Origin of the sequence: Serinicoccus sp. CNJ-927, assembly GCF_001942435.1 — a bacterium.
GTDB classification, from domain to species: Bacteria; Actinomycetota; Actinomycetes; order Actinomycetales; family Dermatophilaceae; genus Ornithinicoccus; species Ornithinicoccus marinus.
The window spans coordinates 1-18,815 of the sequence record NZ_MKKF01000020.1; the positions used below are offsets into that span (position 1 = coordinate 1).

Annotated in this window: 15 protein-coding genes and 1 pseudogene; 9 read left to right on the forward strand and 7 right to left on the reverse strand. The window is 67.2% G+C overall.

Annotated features, from left to right (window positions below; all coding sequences use genetic code 11):
- Positions 1 to 230 precede the first annotated feature (230 nt).
- The 4 genes from BJF86_RS07315 to BJF86_RS07325 all read left to right on the forward strand — a co-directional run bounded on the left by BJF86_RS07315 (position 231) and on the right by BJF86_RS07325 (position 4,321).
- The gene (locus BJF86_RS07315) at positions 231 to 1,115 is read left to right on the forward strand and encodes an aminoglycoside phosphotransferase family protein (protein WP_237768117.1); all 885 of its coding nucleotides are present in this window, start codon (positions 231 to 233) and stop codon (positions 1,113 to 1,115) included.
- 23 nt (positions 1,116 to 1,138) lie between these two features.
- Positions 1,139 to 1,315 carry a hypothetical protein gene (locus BJF86_RS17910; RefSeq protein ID WP_158068389.1) on the forward strand — a complete coding sequence of 59 codons (177 nt, stop codon included), beginning with the start codon at positions 1,139 to 1,141 and terminating at the stop codon, positions 1,313 to 1,315.
- A 104-nt stretch (positions 1,316 to 1,419) separates the two neighbouring features.
- The gene (locus BJF86_RS07320; RefSeq protein WP_143553730.1) at positions 1,420 to 3,678 is read left to right on the forward strand and encodes a hypothetical protein; all 2,259 of its coding nucleotides are present in this window, start codon (positions 1,420 to 1,422) and stop codon (positions 3,676 to 3,678) included.
- On the forward strand, positions 3,671 to 4,321 hold the full coding sequence (locus BJF86_RS07325; RefSeq protein WP_075817784.1) for a GNAT family N-acetyltransferase: 651 nt from the start codon (positions 3,671 to 3,673) through the stop codon (positions 4,319 to 4,321). Before BJF86_RS07320 ends, BJF86_RS07325 begins: the two co-directional genes overlap by 8 nt.
- Before the next feature lie 25 nt (positions 4,322 to 4,346).
- On the opposite strand, the gene BJF86_RS07330 is transcribed toward BJF86_RS07325, so the two are convergent.
- Together BJF86_RS07330 and hchA are read right to left on the reverse strand one after the other, a co-directional pair.
- Positions 4,347 to 5,714, reverse strand: coding sequence for a cryptochrome/photolyase family protein (locus tag BJF86_RS07330; RefSeq protein ID WP_083652779.1), 1,368 nt, complete (start codon positions 5,712 to 5,714; stop codon positions 4,347 to 4,349).
- 59 nt (positions 5,715 to 5,773) lie between these two features.
- Complete coding sequence (gene hchA, locus BJF86_RS07335) at positions 5,774 to 6,631, reverse strand: glyoxalase III HchA (protein WP_075813357.1); 858 nt, start codon at positions 6,629 to 6,631, stop codon at positions 5,774 to 5,776.
- Positions 6,632 to 6,758: 127 nt separating this feature from the next.
- Here hchA and ald point away from each other — a divergent pair, with 127 nt between their 5' ends.
- Complete coding sequence (gene ald / locus BJF86_RS07340; RefSeq protein ID WP_075817788.1) at positions 6,759 to 7,874, forward strand: alanine dehydrogenase; 1,116 nt, start codon at positions 6,759 to 6,761, stop codon at positions 7,872 to 7,874.
- Between the two features lie 285 nt (positions 7,875 to 8,159).
- Positions 8,160 to 9,494, forward strand: coding sequence for an ISL3 family transposase (locus tag BJF86_RS07345; protein ID WP_414819935.1), 1,335 nt, complete (start codon positions 8,160 to 8,162; stop codon positions 9,492 to 9,494).
- Between the two features lie 177 nt (positions 9,495 to 9,671).
- Here BJF86_RS07345 and BJF86_RS17465 read toward each other — a convergent pair whose 3' ends face one another.
- On the reverse strand, positions 9,672 to 10,541 hold the full coding sequence (locus tag BJF86_RS17465) for a PASTA domain-containing protein (protein WP_143553732.1): 870 nt from the start codon (positions 10,539 to 10,541) through the stop codon (positions 9,672 to 9,674).
- A 590-nt stretch (positions 10,542 to 11,131) separates the two neighbouring features.
- Between BJF86_RS17465 and BJF86_RS07355 the strand changes: the two genes are divergently transcribed.
- The 3 genes from BJF86_RS07355 (at position 11,132) to BJF86_RS07365 (ending at position 14,200) form a co-directional block, all read left to right on the forward strand.
- Positions 11,132 to 12,667 carry a hypothetical protein gene (locus BJF86_RS07355; RefSeq protein WP_237768118.1) on the forward strand — a complete coding sequence of 512 codons (1,536 nt, stop codon included), beginning with the start codon at positions 11,132 to 11,134 and terminating at the stop codon, positions 12,665 to 12,667.
- Between the two features lie 153 nt (positions 12,668 to 12,820).
- A complete protein-coding gene (locus BJF86_RS07360; protein ID WP_075817796.1) occupies positions 12,821 to 13,216 on the forward strand; it encodes a VOC family protein in 396 nt (131 codons plus the stop codon).
- A 258-nt stretch (positions 13,217 to 13,474) separates the two neighbouring features.
- A complete protein-coding gene (locus tag BJF86_RS07365) occupies positions 13,475 to 14,200 on the forward strand; it encodes a hypothetical protein (protein ID WP_237768119.1) in 726 nt (241 codons plus the stop codon).
- Between the two features lie 1,358 nt (positions 14,201 to 15,558).
- Here the strand turns inward: BJF86_RS07365 and BJF86_RS07375 are convergent.
- The 4 genes and pseudogenes from BJF86_RS07375 to BJF86_RS19780 all read right to left on the reverse strand — a co-directional run.
- On the reverse strand, positions 15,559 to 17,226 hold the full coding sequence (locus BJF86_RS07375) for a hypothetical protein (RefSeq protein ID WP_237768120.1): 1,668 nt from the start codon (positions 17,224 to 17,226) through the stop codon (positions 15,559 to 15,561).
- Positions 17,227 to 17,999: 773 nt separating this feature from the next.
- The gene (locus BJF86_RS07380) at positions 18,000 to 18,359 is read right to left on the reverse strand and encodes a type II toxin-antitoxin system death-on-curing family toxin (protein WP_075817803.1); all 360 of its coding nucleotides are present in this window, start codon (positions 18,357 to 18,359) and stop codon (positions 18,000 to 18,002) included.
- A 3-nt stretch (positions 18,360 to 18,362) separates the two neighbouring features.
- Entirely contained in the window at positions 18,363 to 18,497 is a 135-nt protein-coding gene (locus BJF86_RS19350; protein ID WP_269087266.1) for a hypothetical protein, read from the reverse strand.
- Positions 18,498 to 18,566: pseudogene (locus BJF86_RS19780) on the reverse strand (CopG family transcriptional regulator); the annotation flags it as partial.
- Between the last annotated feature and the right edge of the window lie 249 nt (positions 18,567 to 18,815).

The window sequence follows — 18,815 nt, forward strand, 5'->3', positions numbered from 1 at the left end:
TTGCCCCGGCAGAACTTTCCCGGTCGGCCGGAGGCTCCCGTCGGGGTGACCGTCGAAAGGTTGCCCCGGCAGAACTTCCCCGGTCGGCCGGACGGCCGATAGCGATCCATCGAGCCCTAGGCTGACCCGGTGCCCGACCTCATCCCCCCGGCCTTCGCGACCTGGTCCGGGACCGCCCTGCCGACGAGCTCCTCCAGAGCCTGCCCGGGCGGGCGGGGCAGCCCCGGGCGGTGGACGGCGCCATCTGGCTGCGTCAGCTGCCGGCCCAGGTCGAGCGGCTGCTGCACGACTGGCGGCTCGAGGTCGACGGGCCCAGCCGCCACGGAGAGTGCGCGCTCGTGGTGCCGGTGAGGCGACAGGGCCACACCGGAGCCTCCGACGACGTGGCCGCGCTGAAGATCACGTGGCCGCACGCCGAGGCGCGGCACGAGCACCTGGCGCTGCGCGCCTGGGACGCCCAGGGCGCGGTGCGGCTGCTTGCCGCAGAGCCCGCCTCCTCGGCGCTGCTCCTGGAGCGCCTCGACCCCGAGCGGTGCCTGCGGGACCAGCCGCTGCTCGAGGCCTGCGAGGTCATCGGCACCCTCATCCGTGCGCTCGACCGGCCCGCCCTGCCGCAGCTCGACACGGTCGCCAGCCGTGCGGACCGCTGGCGCGAGCAGCTCGTCGCGGGCACTCCCCTCGTGCCGCGGCGACTCACCGAGCAGGCGGTCTCGCACCTGAGCGGCCTCCTTCGGGACACCGCCGACGTCGGGGAGACCAGGCTGGTGCACGAGGACCTGCACGACCTCAACGTGCTCGCCCCGCTCGACGCCGGCCCCAGCCGCGGAGACTGGGTCGCGATCGACCCCAAGCCGATCGCCGCGGAGCAGGCGTATGCCGTCGCCCCCGTCGTCTGGAACCGCGCCGAGGAGGCCGCGCGGGCCAGCAACCTGCGCACCCATGCGCGGCTGCGGGCGGACGTCGTCGCCGAAGCGGCCGGGCTGGACGACGACCGGGTGCGCGCCTGGACGTTCGTCCGGCTGGTCCTCAACGCTGTCTGGGCCGCCCCCCACGCCCCCGCCTCCGACGACTTCCGGGCGCGGATGATCGCCCTGGCCAAGGCCTTCGCCGACTGAGACCTCGGCCTAGACTCCGACTCATGGGACAGGCGTGGGAGCGGACCAAGCAGTACCTCGGCTTCGCGCCGCGAGCGCCCGGCGCCCAGGCAATCTACGACGGTCCGCACGTGTGTGCCGAGTGCTTCGCGCTCATCCACCCGTCACGGGTTGCCGAGCACGAGCAGTGGCACCGTCGTCACGGCGCGCCGCAGAGCTGAGCGACGACCACCCACCACCAGCCGCGCTCGGTGGGTCGAGGACTTCGCGGCCGACTCCCGGCATACCCTCGTCATCGCAGGTGGGGGCCGCTAGGCTGCGGCGCGTGAGCGCGCCCGTGAGCGTCGACTGGCCACGGGTGGCGAGCGAGTTCCACCGTGACCGGGACGTGATCGCCACCCGTCGGGCTCTCCACGCCTCGAGCGTGGACCTCGCCGACTTCACCCGCGCGGTCGAGGGGCTCGCCGGTGGCCCGGAGCGCGACCTCGACACCGTCGCTGCCGCCCTCGCCGACCTCTGGCGGCAGGCGGCGACCCAGCCGGGGTCGACGTTCCTGCTCGCCTTCGGCCTCTACGCCGAGGTCCAGCACGGCTGGGAACTCAGCGCCGACACCGACAACATGCTCGTCATGATCCACGCGGTGCAGCAGACATGGCCGACCGCCCGCGACCGCGTCGACGACCCGCAGGAGCGCGAGCACGTCGACCTGCTCGTGCGGCACCTCGGCGACCTCGATGCGGCGTTCCAGATGGAGAACGGCCTCAACTGCTCCTGCGCCCTGGAGACGATCGCGGCCGCCGCGCAGGTCGCCGACGGGTCGATCGGCGTGCTGGCCTCGCTCGACGGCACCCAGGCCTGGGGCGAGCAGACCGGGGTGCTGCGCCAGGTGCTGGAGTCGCACCGGCTCTACTTCGACGGCGTGCGGCTCTCCGCGCAGACCATCCTCGAGCAGGTCGTCGGCGAGATCGGCGTCGCCGAGGTCGAGCAGCGGGCCGCCGCGCTCCAGCGGTCGCTCACCGACGAGCGGCTCGCGGTCGACGTCTACCAGAGCGAGCTGCGCGCCCACGTCATGGCGCTGACCGCGCTCGCCCACCGGCTGCGCAGCACTCCCCTGCCGGGCCTCACCTTCCCCGACCTCAAGGTGACGTATGTCGTCCCGTTCACCGCGCGCGGCGCCACGGACAACCTCGCGCAGGACAGCGAGGAGCTGGTCGAGGCCGTCCGTCGGCGCGGGTCTCGGCTCATCGGCAGCAGCCCGCTCGCCCCGGTGCAGGTCCACGACCTGGAGCTGAGCGATATCTGGAGCCACGGCCGCGACGAGGTCTTCCACGAAACCCCGCTCGAGCCCACGGCATACCGTGTCGTCGCCGCCGTCCTCCCGGACCTGTGGATCGCCCCACGCGCACCCGAGCTCCCGCGCATCGGGCCCTATCGTGTCGAGATCCGCTTCTCCTCCTTCGGCAACCACCACGTGCGGATCAGCGGTCCGGCGCAGGCGCGTGGCGACGACCGTGCGCCGGGCTACCACGAGCTCAACCAGGCGCTGCGGCGCGGCTCGGGCTTCATGGGCGCCGAGGACGTGCTCGTCGACGGCTGCGGCACCACCTACGAGTCCGTCGGTCAGCTCGCCGCCGCGGCGGTCGAGATGGTCTCCGGCTGGGACGAACCGCTCGGCGTGCACCGCCTGCGCTGCCACGTCGACCCCGCGATCGACACCCACGCCCTCATCACCATGCCCGAGGCCTTCGTCCGCGGCGACGACGGCGAGCCGGCGGAGGCCACCGGCAGCCAGATCCTCGACGCGGTCGGCCCGCTGCTGCTCATCCCGGTGGAGCGCACCGCCGCCGGGCTCGAGGAGTGGCTGCGGTATGACGACCCCGGCCCGGACGCGGCAGTCCCGAACTTCCTCGGTCGGCTGGCGCCGCTGCAGTCGCTGGCGGTGCAGACGGCGCGCAGCACCGCGCTCTACACCCCTGGCCTGCCCGACTGGTCGCTGCTGGGGACGAGCGAGCTGATCGAGTTCGTCGTCTCCTCCCGCGCGCTGATCCGGCAGTGGAACGGGCACGTCCAGGAGGCGGTCGACGTCGCCACCGCCATGCTGCGCCGCCGCCTGGCCGGGGAGTCGCTCAAGACCGACGAGGTGCGGCTGCTGCGGCTGCGGCTCGCCGACCACGGCGCGCTCATCCGGCAGGAGCGGGCGCTGCTGCACTCCGAGGAGCTGGCCCGCTCCCCCGGCCACAGGCACATCCTCGACAACCTGTTGCACACCAGTGGCGCGGCCCGGCTCGAGGCCGAGCTGGACACGAGCATCGCCGAGCTGGACGAGCTCTACACCCAGCTCGGTGACGACGCCGCCGCGGTCGAGGAGGCGCGCACGGCGTCCTATCAGAACCTCGTCGGGCTCATCCTCTACGTCCTCGCGCTCTTCTCGCTCGCCGACCTCTTCGGCTTCCTCAACGACTCGCTCTTCGCCGACGGCACGCCCGCGGTCGTCGTCGGGGTCGAGCTGGTCGCCTATGCTCTGGCCATCGTCGGTCTGGCGGTGTGGGGCATCGTCGGATATCGCAGGAGCACGCGTGGTTGAGCTGGTCGAGAGCGACTCGCAGCCGGCGCAGGTCTGGCGCGACTGCTACGCCGAGGTGCTCGCGCCGTCCTTCCCCGCGGACGAGTTGATCACGGAGGAGGAGTTCCTCGCGGCGCGGGAGCGGCCGACCAGCTCGGTCCTCATGGCGCTCGACGAGGGTATGCCCGTGGGCCTGTCGATGGTCGACCGCACCCTCGCCGGCGCCCCCGTGGCTCTGCTGTCCTACCTCGCCAGCCACCCGACGCGACGGGCGCGTGGCGTGGGGTCGTTGCTGATGGAGCAGGTCAGGGCTCGCGAGCCGATGCTGCTCATCGAGATCGAGGACCCGCGCGAGCACGCCGAGCGGGGCTTCGGCGACCCCTGGCGGCGCATCGAGTTCTACCGCAGGCACGGGGTGCGGGCGCTCGACGTGCCGTTCTTCCAGCCGCCGGTGGCGCCGGGCCGGCCGCGGGTCGAGGGAATGCTGCTCGGCGTGCTCACCCCGGGCGCGGTTCCCGAGCGCGTCGCGGCCGCGCCGATCCGCGCCTACCTCGAGGACTACCTGCGCGGCTCCGGGGAGGACCTCGACCAGCCGCCGGCCAGCACGCTGCTCGCGGCGCTCACCGGACCGACGGTGCGGGTCGTCGACCTGCCGGCAGCCTGACGGCGTTCGCCCACGCGGCCCGCCCTCACTTGCGCGACGACTCGTAGCGCGCCAGCGCCTCCTTGCGCTCCTCCGCGTGGTCGACGATGCGCTCGGGGTAGCCCTCGGCATACCCGTCGTCGTGGTTCCACGGCTGGTGCGCGGACTTGCCGGATAGGTGGCGCAGCTCGGGCACCCAGCGGCGGACGTAGTCGCCGGTCGGGTCGAACTTCTCGCCCTGCGTGATGGGGTTGAAGACGCGGAAGTAGGGCGAAGCGTCGGTGCCGGTCCCGGCGACCCACTGCCAGCCGTGATTGTTGCTCGCGATGTCGCCGTCGACGAGCCGGTCGAGGAACCAGCGGGCGCCGGTCGGCCACCACACGTGCAGGTCCTTGGTGAGGAAGCTGGCGGTGATCATCCGCACCCGGTTGTGCATCCAGCCGACCTCGCGCAGCTGCCGCATGCCCGCGTCGACGACCGGGAAGCCGGTGCGCCCGTCCTTCCATGCCTCGATCGCGTCGTCCGGCTCGTCGTAGTCCATCCCGGGCAGCGCGTCGCGCAGGTCCTCCCACGCGCTGCGCGGGTTCTGGAAGAGCACGTCTGCGTAGAACTCCCGCCAGGCGATCTCCTGCTCGAAGGTCTGGGCGCCCTTGGAGCGCTTGTCTGCCAGGTCGGCGAGGATGGTCCGCGGGTGGATGGCGCCGATCTTGAGGTAGGCCGAGAGCCGGCTGGTGCCGTCGATGGCCGGCTTGTCGCGGTCGCCGTCGTAGTCGTCGAGCGCCTCGTCGCGGAAGTCGCGCCACCGCTGCAGCGCGGCCTTCTCCCCCGCCTCGGGCATCGTCGGCAGGTCGTCCTCGCGCAGCGCCTTGTCGAGCGTGTCGAGCGCCTTCTGGTGGCTGTCCACCTCGACCAGGTCGAGGGAGCGCGGGTATGCCGCGGGCTCGGGCCAGCCGTGGTCGTGCCAGGCGCGGTGGAAGGGGGTGTAGACCTTGTAGGGGTCGCCCGAGCCGTTGCGGACGAGGCCGGGGCCGACGGCATACGGCGTGCCGGTCTCCACCCAGTCGATGTCCTTGTCCTGCAACGCGTCCCGAACGGCCTTGTCGCGGCGTACCCCGGCGGGCGTGACCTCGCGGGTGACGTGCACCGAGCCCGCCTCGATCTCGGCGGCGACCTGAGGCACGACCTTCGCCGGGTTGCCGTGGCGGATCACGAGCTTGCCCTCGAAGTCTTCCTTGGCGGCCTGCAGGCTGGCGGCGAGCCAGGCGCGGCGCACCGGGCCGCCGCGCTCCCAGAGACCGGGGTCGACGACGAAGAGCACGCAGACCCGGCCGTCGTCGGAGGCGTCGCGGGCCGCGAGCAACGCCGGATGGTCACCACGGCGTAGGTCGCGACGGAGCCAGAGCAGGGCGGTCAACGGCATACCTCACAGGTCATGGACCCGACCCTAGGTCGGCCGGGGGCGGGCGGCCAGCGCTAGTCGGCGAAGGACTCCAGCAGCGCCTGGACCGCGTCCTTGCCGAGCTGGTTGGCTGCCAACGGGCTGTCGCCGGTGATCACGGTGCGGTCGCGGGTGGTCGCGCCGGACATGTCGTCGTTCTGCACGGTCAGGCCCTGCTCGGTGAGGGTCTCGCCCAGCTTCCACGGCATCTCGCCGGGCAGGTAGCCGATGTCGAGGTTGGCACCGAAGTCCAGGGCGTCGGGGAAGGCGACGACGGAGTAGCCGGACAACGGGTTGGTCTCGCGCCCCATCCCGGCGGCGACGAAGGCTGCAGGCCCGTGGCAGATCGAGATGATGAGGCGGTCGTGGTCCAGGAACCAGTCGAGGGCGCGCTGCACGTCCGGGCTGGAGGGGAGCCCGTTCATGGCGCCGTGCCCGCCGGGGATGAAGACCGCGGCGTAGTCGTCCAGGCCGGCGTCGATGACGTCGGCCAGCCGGTGCGGAGCCTTGAACGCCGCGCGCGTCGCGTCCCAGGTGCCGGTGACGGCCTCGTCCTCGCGGGGGAAGGCCCACCACTCGACCTTGCCCGGCCCACCGGAAGTGGTGGCAATGTCTACGGCATACCCGGCCTGCATGATGTGGTGCATCGGCAGCAGGGTCTCGACGGGGTGGTTGCCGGTGGAGAAGAAGGTGCCGTTGCGCATAAGCATGTAGCGCTCGTCGGTGGCGATGACGAGCACCTTCCACCGGTCGCCTGTGTAGGTCTGCTCGGTCCCCAGACCGTCGAAGTTGGTCGTGTCGGCGGTGTACTGGCTCAGCGAGTAGGGCGAGGGGAAGAAGGCGTTGTCCTCGGCCGGGTCTGCGGTGGGCTGACGGTCTTCGGTCTGCGACATCGGTGCTCCCAGTCTCGTATGCCTGACTCCCCTGCCCGGTGGACAGGGCCTGCCAGTGTGCATCACGAGGGAGTGGTGCGCGAGCCAGACCTGTTGCTCGCACGCGCGGCAGGGCATAGTGGGGCCCATGAAGATCGCGGTGCCCACAGAGGTCAAGAACAACGAGTTCCGGGTGGCCATCACCCCGGTCGGCGTGCACGAGCTGGTGCGACGTGGGCACGAGGTCTTCGTGCAGCAGGGCGCCGGGCTCGGCTCCTCCATCAGCGACGAGGAGTATGTCGCTCAGGGCGCCACGATCGTCGACGGTCCGGACGACACGTGGGCTGCGGGCGAGATGGTGCTCAAGGTCAAGGAGCCGATCGAGCAGGAGTACTCCTACCTGCGCGACGACCTGACGCTCTTCACCTACCTGCACCTGGCCGCGGACGAGCCGCTGACCCGGCGTCTGGTCGAGGCGGGCACGACGGCGATCGCCTACGAGACCGTGCAGCTGCCGAGCGGGATGCTGCCGCTGCTCTATCCGATGTCCGAGGTCGCCGGGTGCCTCGCGCCGCAGGTCGGAGCGCACACGATGATGAAGGCCTCCGGCGGTCGCGGCGTGCTCATGGGCGGCATCGGCGGCGTGGCCAACGCCAAGGTGCTCGTGCTCGGCGGTGGCGTCGCAGGGCAGAACGCCGCCAACATCGCGCTCGGCATGGGCGCCGACGTGACAATCCTGGACACCGATCTCGACAAGCTGCGCACGCTCTTCTGGCGCTTCGACAACCAGGTCAAGCAGCTCGCGTCCAACAACCTGACGATCAGCGAGCTCGTGCCGGAGGCCGACATGGTCATCGGCACCGTGCTCATCCCCGGCGCGAAGGCGCCGAAGCTCATCACCGACGACATGGTCGCGACGATGAAGCCCGGCTCCGTGCTCGTGGACGTCGCGATCGACCAGGGCGGCTGCTTCGAGGGTTCGCGGCCGACCACGCACGCCGACCCGACCTTCCCCGTGCACAACTCGCTCTACTACTGCGTCGCCAACATGCCCGGCGCCGTCCCCCACACCTCGACGTGGGCCTTGACGAACGCGACGTTGCCGTATGCCGTGCAGCTCGCCGAGAAGGGCTGGGAGCAGGCACTGCGCGACAACGCCTCCCTGGCGAAGGGGCTCAACACCCACGCGGGGAAGCTCACCTACGGCGCTGTGGGCGAGGCGTTCGGTATGGAGTCGGTCGCCGTCGAGGAAGTGCTCGCCTGAGGCTGGGCGTCTGTGCCAGAGACTGCCGACTGGCCGCACCCCGGCGACTCTCCCGGTGGCAGTCACACGACGCCTGCCTGGGCAGGGTCTTCCCTTTCCAGGCTAGTCCGACGCTCGTGACAGACCGGATTCACCGATCGGCCCGCCCTCATCAGGGATGCAGGGCTCTTCGTCTTTGAGGGTGGGGTGAGGGCGGCGCGCCGAAGCGCTGGGTGAGGCCGGGACGGGTCGAGGTCCCCGATGATCAGAGGACTTCTACCTCTCCTGATCTCCAAGGACCTCGACGTGAATCACCCTACGTCGTGCTGCCGTGCCCCGGGCGCGGACGGCGCGTACTGCCACAACTGCGACCTACTCCTCGGGCTCGAGGGCCTGCACGTGACCGACGTCAGGCGAGACCCGGACCTGCTCACCGTGACCGTCGAGTCGGCCCCGGCACCGACGGGGTGCCCGTCCTGTGGGGTGGTGGTCCAGGCGCACAGCCGGCGGGTGGTGCGGCTGGTCGACGCGCCCTGTTTCGACACCCCGGTCGTGCTGTTGTGGCGCAAGCGGCGCTACCGGTGCCGCGAGGAGGCCTGCCCGGTGGGCACGTTCACCGAGCAGGTGCCTGACCTGGGCCGCCCGCGGGGGCTGCTGACGACACGGGCCGCGCGGTGGGCGATCACCCAGATCCGCTCCGAGCACGCCAGCGTCCAGGGTGTGGCCCGCCAGCTCGGCGTGCGGTGGCGCACCGTGTGGTCGGCGATCAAGCCGATCCTGACCGCCGCAGCCGGCGACGAGACCCGCTTCGCCGGCGTGTCCACCCTCGGGGTGGACGAGCACGTGTGGCACCACGTGTCCACCAAGACACCCGAGGACGGCGGCCGGGGACCTAAGGAGCTGACCGGCATGGTCGACCTAACGACCGACCAGAACGGGCAGGTCAGAGCACGTCTGCTCGATCTGGTCCAGGGCCGCACCCGAGCCGCCTACACCGACTGGCTGCAGGCCCGCGGCAAGGACTTCACCGCAGGTGTCGACGTCGCGACCCTCGACCCCTTCCAGGGATACAAGACCGCGATCGACGACGAGCTGACCGACGCCACCGCCGTGCTCGACGCCTTCCACGTCGTCGCCTTGGGCACCAAGTGCGTCGATGAGGTCCGACGGCGCGTGCAGCAGGACACCACCGGGCACCGCGGCCGCAAGGGTGACCCGCTCTACGGCATCCAGACCATCCTGCGCGCCGGGGCCGAGAACCTCACCGACAAGCAGCGCGCCCGGATCCAGAGGGCGTTCGCCGCACGCGCCGAGCACGAGGTCGTCGACCTGACCTGGCAGTGCGCCCAGCAGTTGCGCGCCGCGTACAAGCAGGTCGACAGAGCAGAGGGCCGCAAGATCGCCGAACGGATCGTCGTCTCGTTCCCCTCCTGCCCAATTCCCGAGATCGCACGCCTGGGCAGGACCCTGCGCAAGTGGAAGGAAGCGTTCCTGGCCTACTTCGACACCGGCGCCACCAACGGCGGCACCGAGGCCATCAACGGTCTCATCGAGCTCCACCGACACATCGCCCGAGGCCTGACCAACTTCGAGAACTACCGCCTGCGCATGCTCCTCATCGGCGGCGGCCTGAACCTATGACCCCACCCTCAAAGACGAAGAGCCGGATGTAGGGGTGATCGGCCGCGCCGAGGGCCGGTACATCGCTGTGATGCCGAATTGCGGACGCAGGCGCGCAAGCCCCGTGGGCTTGACACGGCGAAGAACACCCGCTGGTGTCTGTCCACACGATAGATGGGCCGCATACTGCGGTTTCATTCAAGGGGGGGTAGGCTTCGCCAAGAACCGGAAATCTGCGAGGACTAAATGTGCGGCTGTCCCAGACGTGGTGTTTACCACCACCTCGAGCCTATGAGCATCATGAACCGGTTCGCGTATTCGTATGGGACTGCCCAAGGACGTGGACTCTGTGCGTACCGCTTGCCCGTCCGTCCGAAACTCCACGCTCACCGCAGTCCCACTTTCAGCGTGTTCATCAGAGAGGCCGATCAAACCCTCGACGTAGTCAAAGTCCCGCGAAAGATCCCACTCCATACTCGCGCTCGGATACTGCGAGAAAACTTTAAAAGAGTTCCTGTATTGCGTTCCATCAACAGAGTAGAGAGAAGGCCCTGAGAACCGAAAGTTGTCTGACTGTGTGAGTTCCGACGCCTCGACCGTCACATACTTCCTCGCAACAGTTATATTGACGGGAACAGTTACCTGCTCTCCCGCCCTCGGCACCTGGGCGACCACAGTTCCGTCGCGGACATTTCTCGGTTCAAAGGACTCTTCAAGGTCGTACTGAAGGTCTGCAATCTTTTCCTTCGCGACGTTCCAGTGAGTTCCCGTTACGTTAGGCATGAGGGCTACGGGGGCTTCGTCGGGAGTATGCGATGCACCCCCTGGATCGGCATTGGGGGGCGTGACCTGCGTAGCAGCCGCAGTTTCAGGCACACCCACATCCCGATCAGCATCAGCCCCCGTTGCATGGGGCGTGGATTGGGCAATGTGCGTTGGGCTCTGGGCGTCACCGGATTCTGGCGTCAGGCCAAGGTATGTAAGCAGCGCGATCGCGACGCCTAACAGGGTCGCCACCGCCACCACCCACGCGACAGCGCCTGAATTCGCGCCAGATCTCTCGCTCACGTGTGAAGGGTACCGCCCCGGAACGGCGGCTGTGCGCTCATGGCAGACACGGAGCGGGAGCCCCCGCGTGAGCCCAACTTCACCGATGCCGCGGTGCGTTACCAACCACCCGAGACATGGGCCCTCCTCGGGCGATCTAGTGGTCGTCTTGTCGACACGCCTTCGATTGATGTGGCGATGCGGGACTGGGAAGCGACGGCGCGAACCTTCGCCGAGCCATCCCCGTGGGGAAGGAGCGCCACCGACTGACTACGAAAGCACGGCGCGCCGGAGCGCGCATGTCTTGGGTGTGCCATCAGGTAGCCCCGGCGTCGGGATTCGCGCCTCCAAGAACTTGCCGCGATGTGGTTCGGCAATGCAGCCCAAGTCGCCGCACAACGGCGAGCGGCGTTCTACGCAGGGCATCTGTGGACGTGGCCGTCAACGATGCTCAGGTACCGCTCTCATCTTCGGCCACGTGCGTGAGAGCTGACCGGACGGTCGCCGCCGCGACTGCCCACCAGTCACGCTCTCCTCCTGAGGTGCCTCCCATGCGGATTCCCGAGTCACTCAAGCGGCACATCGTAAGCGCACCCACCTAGGGTTGGCCCGTGCCCCGTGAGAAGTCGCCTGTACTCGATTGCCCGTTCCCACCGGACGACTATTTGTGCACTTGGCACCTTCCGGGCTCGCGCAAGACCACCGTCCACCTCTCGGGCATGCTCGAGCTCCGGGAGTCGCGCATGCCCTACGGACGCATCTATGGCGATCTACCTCTCGTCGGCACCACCACCGGCAATGAATCCGTGATGAGCTTCCCTCAGGTTCACGACTACCCCTTCGTCCGTGCCACGCTCGCAAACGGCGCCGAGCTGGTTGTGCTTAGGGCCCACGTCACCTTCTGGCCCGAGCACGGCTCCATCCGTGGCGCCGCCGCGGTCGTCCGCAGTAGTAGTCATGCATCGCCTTTGCGGTCGCTGCACCCTCCCGAGGCAGAACCAGACGGGCCCGTCACTTTCGCCCGCGCTCGCTTCCAGGTCGGCGCGCTTGACGCCATCCTCGGTGTGGCCCCACTCGGCGAGAAGACATCGCCGCGGGAGCCGGCCGGCGACGGCACTTGGACATGGTCGGCGACGACGAGCCCCGCAACGCCGATCTCCTGGACTGGCACTGAAGATGAGTTGACGGGTGCCTACGCCGCGAAGGTCAACACTTTCGACTTCTATAACGTCGCCATCCGGTTCGCTCCGGTCCTGGACGCCACGATGCCACCCTCAACGCTGTTCGACGTGGTCCACCGATATGTCGAGCCTGTGCGCGCAATTGCTTCCATTGCAACCGGTAGAAGTCAGCCCATCACCCACTTGATGCTAAGCAAGGCGGACGAGCCCACGCACATTGCCATTCCCAAGTCCCGCGACTCCGAAGGCCGGACTCACGAACCGATTTTTCGTGAACTACTGCCAGCCTGGCAGGTCTACGGTACGGGTCTTCGGCAAGTTCCTTACGAGTCCGATTCCGAAACGGTGCGACACCACGAGTCCGTCCTACTATGCAGAGATGACGAGGTCAACCTCCTCGACCTTGTGCATGCTTGGTGGAAGCTCACCGACGAGCGGCACCCCCTTATCGAGACCTATGCGGGCATGTTGCACGCACAGGAGGACCATCCTCGCTCTCGGTTCCTGCTTCTCATCCAGTCTCTTGAGGGCCTGCACGGCCACGAGACAAAGGGCGAGTACGAGGATGCTATGAAGATGCACATTGAGCGCCGCGTCCAGATTTTAGAACGGGCGCGCGACCATCTCGAGCGGAACGACTTCCGGTTCCTGAAGAAGTCACTATTGAAGGAGCCCTTCCGCAGCTTGGAGACAGCGCTGAAATGGTCGTTCAAGATACATGTCCCTGAGCCGTCGATTGAGGCCCGCCTCGCCCGCACGAGGTTAATGAAGTTCGTGTCCTCAGCAGAGGACTGTTCAACCTTGGATGCTGTAAGGCGTGTTCGCAACCACCTTGCTCACGGGACCCGAGGGTTTGACGCCCAAGACCTCGACGAGGTCAACGAAATTCTCGACCGAGTCGTCCGGGCACACGCGCTGCGCCTCCTCGGCTGTCCCGACCTCGTCCTGGCTAGACTGTTTGACTGAACGCGACAAGGCGAACGACACCGCCCGGGAAGCCCAGGCGCAGGAAGCTGAGCCTTCTCGTAATTGTGACGCAGCAACCCCGGCCCCGCGCTGAGGCCGTCAGCGTCCGCACATGCCGCGAGGCGCTCTATCCAGGGCGCTTACGGTGATCTCATGCAGAACGTCGTGCACCACATCGAGCTCTGGACCACCGACGTGGAAGCCTCCGCTCCGTCGTTCGACTGGCTCCTCTCTACTATCGGCTGGATCCCCGAGCGCGACCCCACGTGGGCGGCAGGTCGTACCTGGCAGCACGCCAGCGGTGCATACGTCGTACTCGAGCAGTCTCCCGACGTATCCGGAACGCACGAACGAACCCGAGCCGGCTTGAACCATCTCGCGTTGCGCGTCGCCGGGCGGGAGCAACTCGACCATGTGCGCGAGCCGGCCAGCCGACACGGCTGGCGAGAACTGTTTGGTGAGCTGTACCCCCACGCTGGCGGGCCGGATCACGCTGCGCTGTTCCTCGAGAACACAGAGGGTTTCGAATTCGAGCTCGTCGCCGACTAAACACCCGCTCTGCCGCGTGGAGGACGGCTACGCTCGTCCGACTTTGCCGCACTGAGCGTGGCCGCACCCTACTGCCGCATTCTGCCTATGGCCATGCCGCTGACTCGGGGATTGGGCCGCACGAGCTCGCAATGCAACAGCGGGCCGCCAGAAGATGCAGCGGGAGGCGGCGTGGCGTGCCTTCGCTCGAGCCCAGTGGTGCCAACCTGACGCTCAAGGATAGACGCGACGGAGCGAGGGGCGATGAACATTGCGGGGATGGGGTTCACACGCCTGATAAAGACCTTCGTGCCCGGCGTACTGCTCTTCATCATCAACGTCGGTTACGTCGAGATGGCCGCAACCCAGGGACGCGGTCAGTATGTGCTTCTTCCTCTGTTCGCCACCAACGTGTCCATCGCGGTCGCGGTCGCATCCGTGGCTGGCATCATGCTCGGCGTTTTGAGCAATATGGTGGTCTTCGCATGGGCGAACGACCGACTGGTCCGCAAGCCGTTCGATTCGGCGCACCCCTGGGTTTCCGAGACGGAGCGATCGCTCACTCGCCGCGCCGTCCACATCAAGAAAGCCAAGCACCTGGCGCCGCAAGTGCCCATGGACGCGTTCGATGCCGAGTACCTTCTCACCTCCGAGATCCCTCTCGACAAGGACACGTTCCTGCGGGAGAGCTATTGGTACTACCTTGAGTTTCAAATGAATACCGCCTTAGCAATTCTCGTAGGTCTACCGCTGGCAGTCTCGGGAGTCTATGCTTATGTCGTGTGGCTCGGACTTTCGTCTACGGGCGGAGTGATACTAGGGACGCTAGCCGCACTCCTCCTGTCGTACATGATTCTCTGGCTTATTCAGACTGCCCGGTTAAACTACAAGCGGCATGCACTGAAGCGAATTAGTATGCTTATCGCCGCCGTCCGGACAGCCGAGTCAGGTGCCCCTCGGGTCGCGAAGGGTGGCGGCCGCCCACGACAGAGGCGCCTGAGTTGACTTCCGGGTCACGGAACACTCGCTTGTACCGCCTGTCGATCATGGCCGCCTACCGAGCGATGCCTCTTCCGTCCCATAGGGTGACCTGATGCGGGGAGCAGACCTGGCGAACATCATCGAAAGGCTGCCGATTCAACAGCCCGTAACAGACGCCTAGCAAGCCGAGAACCCCCTCGGCAGTCCTCGCCCCGGGAAAAACTGGCGGAACCAGCGCGAGCATCTTGCTGGCTGGCTGCGTGAACTCGCGGGACCAGGTGCCTATGGTCGAAAGTCGCGCAATTGGCACGCCAAGGCGGCCTACAACCACTTCCGGTGCGCCCCTGGCCTTCTCTGGCTCGGCGAGGCGCTGGGCGAGGATTCCAAGGTCGTGCAGTGGTCGGTCTGCGAGGTCAAAGCCGCCCCGGCGAGAGCCGCTTCTCAAGGCGCCGCAGTGCGTCGTGTCATTCCGTGGCGCAGGATCGAGCAGCTGTTGCAGCACCGGTAGTCCGTAACCCACCGTCCGACTTTGCCGCACTGAGCGTGGTCCGCACGCTACTGCCGCCGGCCGGTTGGCCGCCGACGATGACTAGGAGGGCTGGGCGCAACGAAACATCTACTTGCCTTGTGTCAGCGGCCGGTCGACTCCACAACAGCCGGCTCAGCTACATAGACCATCCTCTTACGTGTGATGCCCCTGCCACCGCGAGCGAAGTCGGCTTCACGATCGAGCTTCCCCGTTCAACGCGCGTCGAACATCACGACTACCTCGCAGAACTTCGACCTCGTTCAACCGCGAAGGGGCGTAACCGAGAAGTTCACCGATCTGGTCGCCCGGCACGGTCAAGAGAAGCTCAGAGCCGTCCACCAGCCGGACCGTCAACAGTTGCAGGTCACGCCCCGACAAACGGAAGCCGACCACCTCGTCCCACGGCACTCGTTTGCGACCCACCGTATGGAGGCTTAGACCGTGCGATCGGCCGCAGTTCCACGAGAACCGGAGACGAATCCCACCACGCCAAGACCACTCCACACCACTGCCATTGCCACCCACGGCCATTCCCCCACAGTGAGGTACAGCACCCCTATCACCGGCCACGCCACGGCCATGGCAAGCCACAACCAGCGAAAGCGATCCCACACTGGCCACTTCCTCGCTGGGGCGTCCACTGATGAGTCCGATCCCTCCGGCATCATCGGCTCCCATCACTCCGGTGTTCTGCAGCTCGACAAGACAGGACCAACCTACTGACGTTCGCACCCGAGCGAAGAGCGCGAACGCACGCATCTGCCGCTGATCGCAACGCGAACCGACCACGCCGCTTGGTAAATCACGCAGCATGCGTTTGGCGCATGCGTTGGCCGCTCAGACAGGCTCTCATTCAGTTTGTCTTGGTGTTGTGCAGATGTCGACCAAGGTATCCGACGTATACCTTGCCCGTACCCGACGTGTCGTCGTAGTAGTGCAACCTAGGGGCGATGGTCGACCGGGCGCCAATCCGCATGTGTGATTGCATCAGGACCTGTCCTTCGGGACACACGTCCGTGGGCACCGGTAGCACCCGCTCCGCCCGCCACTTCTGATTGGTCAGGACCGTCTGCGACTCCACCGGCACATGCTTGTTGGCCGAGAACCCAGGGTATCCCGCCGGTGTCTCCTTGAGGTACTGGTGCACTCCGCCGGCGAACCCTTCTGCTTGCGCGCAAACCTCGTAGTACCCACTCAGGGCGCGCAGTGCGTCCCACGCACGCCCAGCCCAAGTGCCCAACGGGTCGTTGTCATCTAGCGCCTGGGTGACGCTGTCGTCGCCGGTCCAGACAACCCCCGTCAGACGACCTTCCGCCCACCACTCGAGCAGTTCAGTGAAGGACTCCGGCGACTCAGGCTCGGAATGGTCCTCGTCCCATGCTGCCCCCGAATCCGACTGCGCGACGAGGAGCCGCAGGCGCTCCCGGTCTCGCAAAACGCGCCGCAGTTCATCCTGCGTCTCCGCGTTAGCCAGTTGTTCGTCTTCCAGCAGCGCCGCCTGTTCCTCCCGTGCCTCCTCGGACTCCGCGACCGCAGTCTGCAAGTCGTCTAGGCGCCGCCGCAGCTCCCTTTGGCTGAGCGCTGAGGAGCGACCTGCCAGCAGCAAGGTCAACAGCTGCTCCTGCAGCACGACAGGATCGACCGGCCCCTCCGTGGCGATCTCGAGCTCGCCTATGGGTGCCGCGAACTCAGCCACCAGATCCCGTACAGCCAGTGCGAAGACATCTGTCTGCTCCAAGATCGTGCCAGGTGCCTCGCCCTCGCTTACCGGCACAACGGCGAGAACCTCGTGCTGAGTCTCGGTTTCCGCAACTCGCATAGCCGTACGAGTCGCATCCGTGACGACTTCGGCCGCACCCACCGGTACCGAGTCCACCGGGGCCACGCCAGTTCGACGAGGCGCGCTCACACCGGCCGCGGACCTGGCTGCCCACTCGGACACCAGGTCCGGCTCAGCACCCTTGAGCACCTGATCGACGCGAGCAACCAACTTCGGCAAGGGCCTGCCCAGCGTTGCCCGACGGGCCGCCGCAGCCAATGTCCGAGTAGTCCGATGCGTATCGTTCAACTCGAACGTGCGGGCCGTCATCAGACGGTGGCGTCGCGCATCCACCAAGCTTGCCGGATCGACCTCGGGCAAGTACGTCCGTACAGCACCATGGGGAACCGCGTGATGAATCCCGACCTGTTCCCGCAAACCGACAGCGGCCCCTTCGGACAGCACGTAGGTCGCACCCAACCCAACCGTCTGATGAGTCGCCCGTCCGATCCGCTCCACCCAAGCATCCTGGTCCTCGGTCGGAGCAGCCCCCGCCACGAAGGCCGGTCCATGCCGGTCCGGGTCGCACATCACGTCGATGAGCTCGTCGACCTCATCCTCCAGGACCAGTCGGGGTCGGTCCGACAGGTGCGCCTGACCATCTCGTGCCTCGCAGCGTCCCAGGACGTTCCGCACCAGCTTCGGTGGCGCCGTGTACTTGGACCCCCACCGCAACTCACCTCGACCTGGGTTGTCGCCCACCGGAGGCGCTTCTACATCCACCCAGAACCACCCTGCTGGTGCCGTTCTCCCCGATCGGTGCGCTCTCCCGGACCGACCCTCCGCGTACTGGTGCGCAGTCACCGTCGTGACCCATCTCCCCGCCGCGTTCGTCTCTTCCAATCGATAACGGACCGACTGTGACCCGTCCTGCGGTGTCAGCTCCACGATCGTCAACCGTTGATCGTCGTTCAACAGAAACAAGCCTGGTTCACTCGGAGCGTTCATCACCTTCTTGTGACGCAACCATGCATCGAACTCCGATCGGGCCACGTCGGCCACACGATCCTCGAGCTCAACAATCGACCGGTACCCGACGGGCATACTTCCCTCCAACGGCTAGCGTGATGACACCGTACGTCCCCGCACCGACAACCGCAGGAATTCCTGACTCTCTATGTCCACTCCAGTCAGGTGAACTCGGCTCGGACAGACGAGCGCGCCTAAAGAAGCCCCGCACCAGTAGATTGTCCTGTACGCCTGCTAAACAGTTGCTGCCGCGGTGGGGGGATCTGGCAAGGCCGACTAGTAGGGCTCTTCACGATCCAGGGTTCATTCGGATCTGGGATCCCCAGGTCTCGATGAGTGCTCGGGTGAGGTTGGGGACGCCGCGGGTCGCGCTGCGGGCGCTCGAACCGTCTTCTTTGGCTCCGATGGGCCCCACCTGCCGAGGTGTGGGCTCGACCCTAGGAGCATCGAGGCGCTCAATGAGATCCACACGAACGCACGCATCTGCCGCGGGCCGGCAGCTTAAACTAGTGCCATCGGGCCAATTCGCGGGCTGCTACTCGGTGGTCGGCGGCGCCGCTGGCGACGGCGATGACCAGGTCGTACGCGTCGTCGTCGGGCGCATGCAGATCGATGTCGTTGAGTCCGTAGAACACGACTACTGCGAGCCATCCCAGGCGCTTGTTGCCATCGACGAGCGGGGGGTTGACGACGATGGACTCCAGCAGCGCGCCCGCCTTGGCGTCGATGTCTGGGTAGGCGTCACGTGCGAGGACACTGGAGCTGGGGCGGTGGGCCGCTGAGTCCAGCAGGCCAAGGTCCTGGATCGGGCCTACGCCCAGGTCCGTTGCCAGGGTGAGCAGATCCTCGGTCGTCAGGTACTTCAAGGGTCAGCGCCCGAGACGCTCGAGCAGGTCGGCGTACCGCTCTCGGCCCCGTGCGGACAGCTCGCGTACCTGCTCCTCATGCCCGCGCCGTGCAGCCGCCTCCCGGATGGCCCGAACGGTCGCCTCCTGCTTGCTCACACCCTCAGCCTCGGCCAGAGCCGCCAACGCTCGCTCATCCTCTGGAGACAATCGCAGAGTCATCGCCATGCGATCATGGTACCACTTTGGTATCTAGCGTCCATACCGCCGTTCATGCGGTGGGCTGCCACCCGTCGCAGTTGAGTCCCCCATAGTGGTGTAGCGCGGTAGCCGAGGTCGTCGTCTCCGGCGTGTGCGTCAGGCGAGGACGCGGCCACCGCGTGATCCTTCGAGTGAACCTCTCACAGCACCCTCGAACGGAGTCACACGATGACCGCTCCTCACATTGTCGACCCTGCCGGCCTGCTCGGTGAAGCC

What these genes read in the sequence shown, in the direction of transcription:
- BJF86_RS17910 (WP_158068389.1), top strand. Translation starts at nt 1,139, where the DNA reads ATGGGACAGGCGTGGGAGCGGACCAAGCAGTACCTCGGCTTCGCGCCG.
- hchA (WP_075813357.1), bottom strand. Translation starts at nt 6,631, where the DNA reads ATGTCGCAGACCGAAGACCGTCAGCCCACCGCAGACCCGGCCGAGGAC.
- ald (WP_075817788.1), top strand. Translation starts at nt 6,759, where the DNA reads ATGAAGATCGCGGTGCCCACAGAGGTCAAGAACAACGAGTTCCGGGTG.
- BJF86_RS07360 (WP_075817796.1), top strand. Translation starts at nt 12,821, where the DNA reads ATGCAGAACGTCGTGCACCACATCGAGCTCTGGACCACCGACGTGGAA.
- BJF86_RS07365 (WP_237768119.1), top strand. Translation starts at nt 13,475, where the DNA reads ATGGGGTTCACACGCCTGATAAAGACCTTCGTGCCCGGCGTACTGCTC.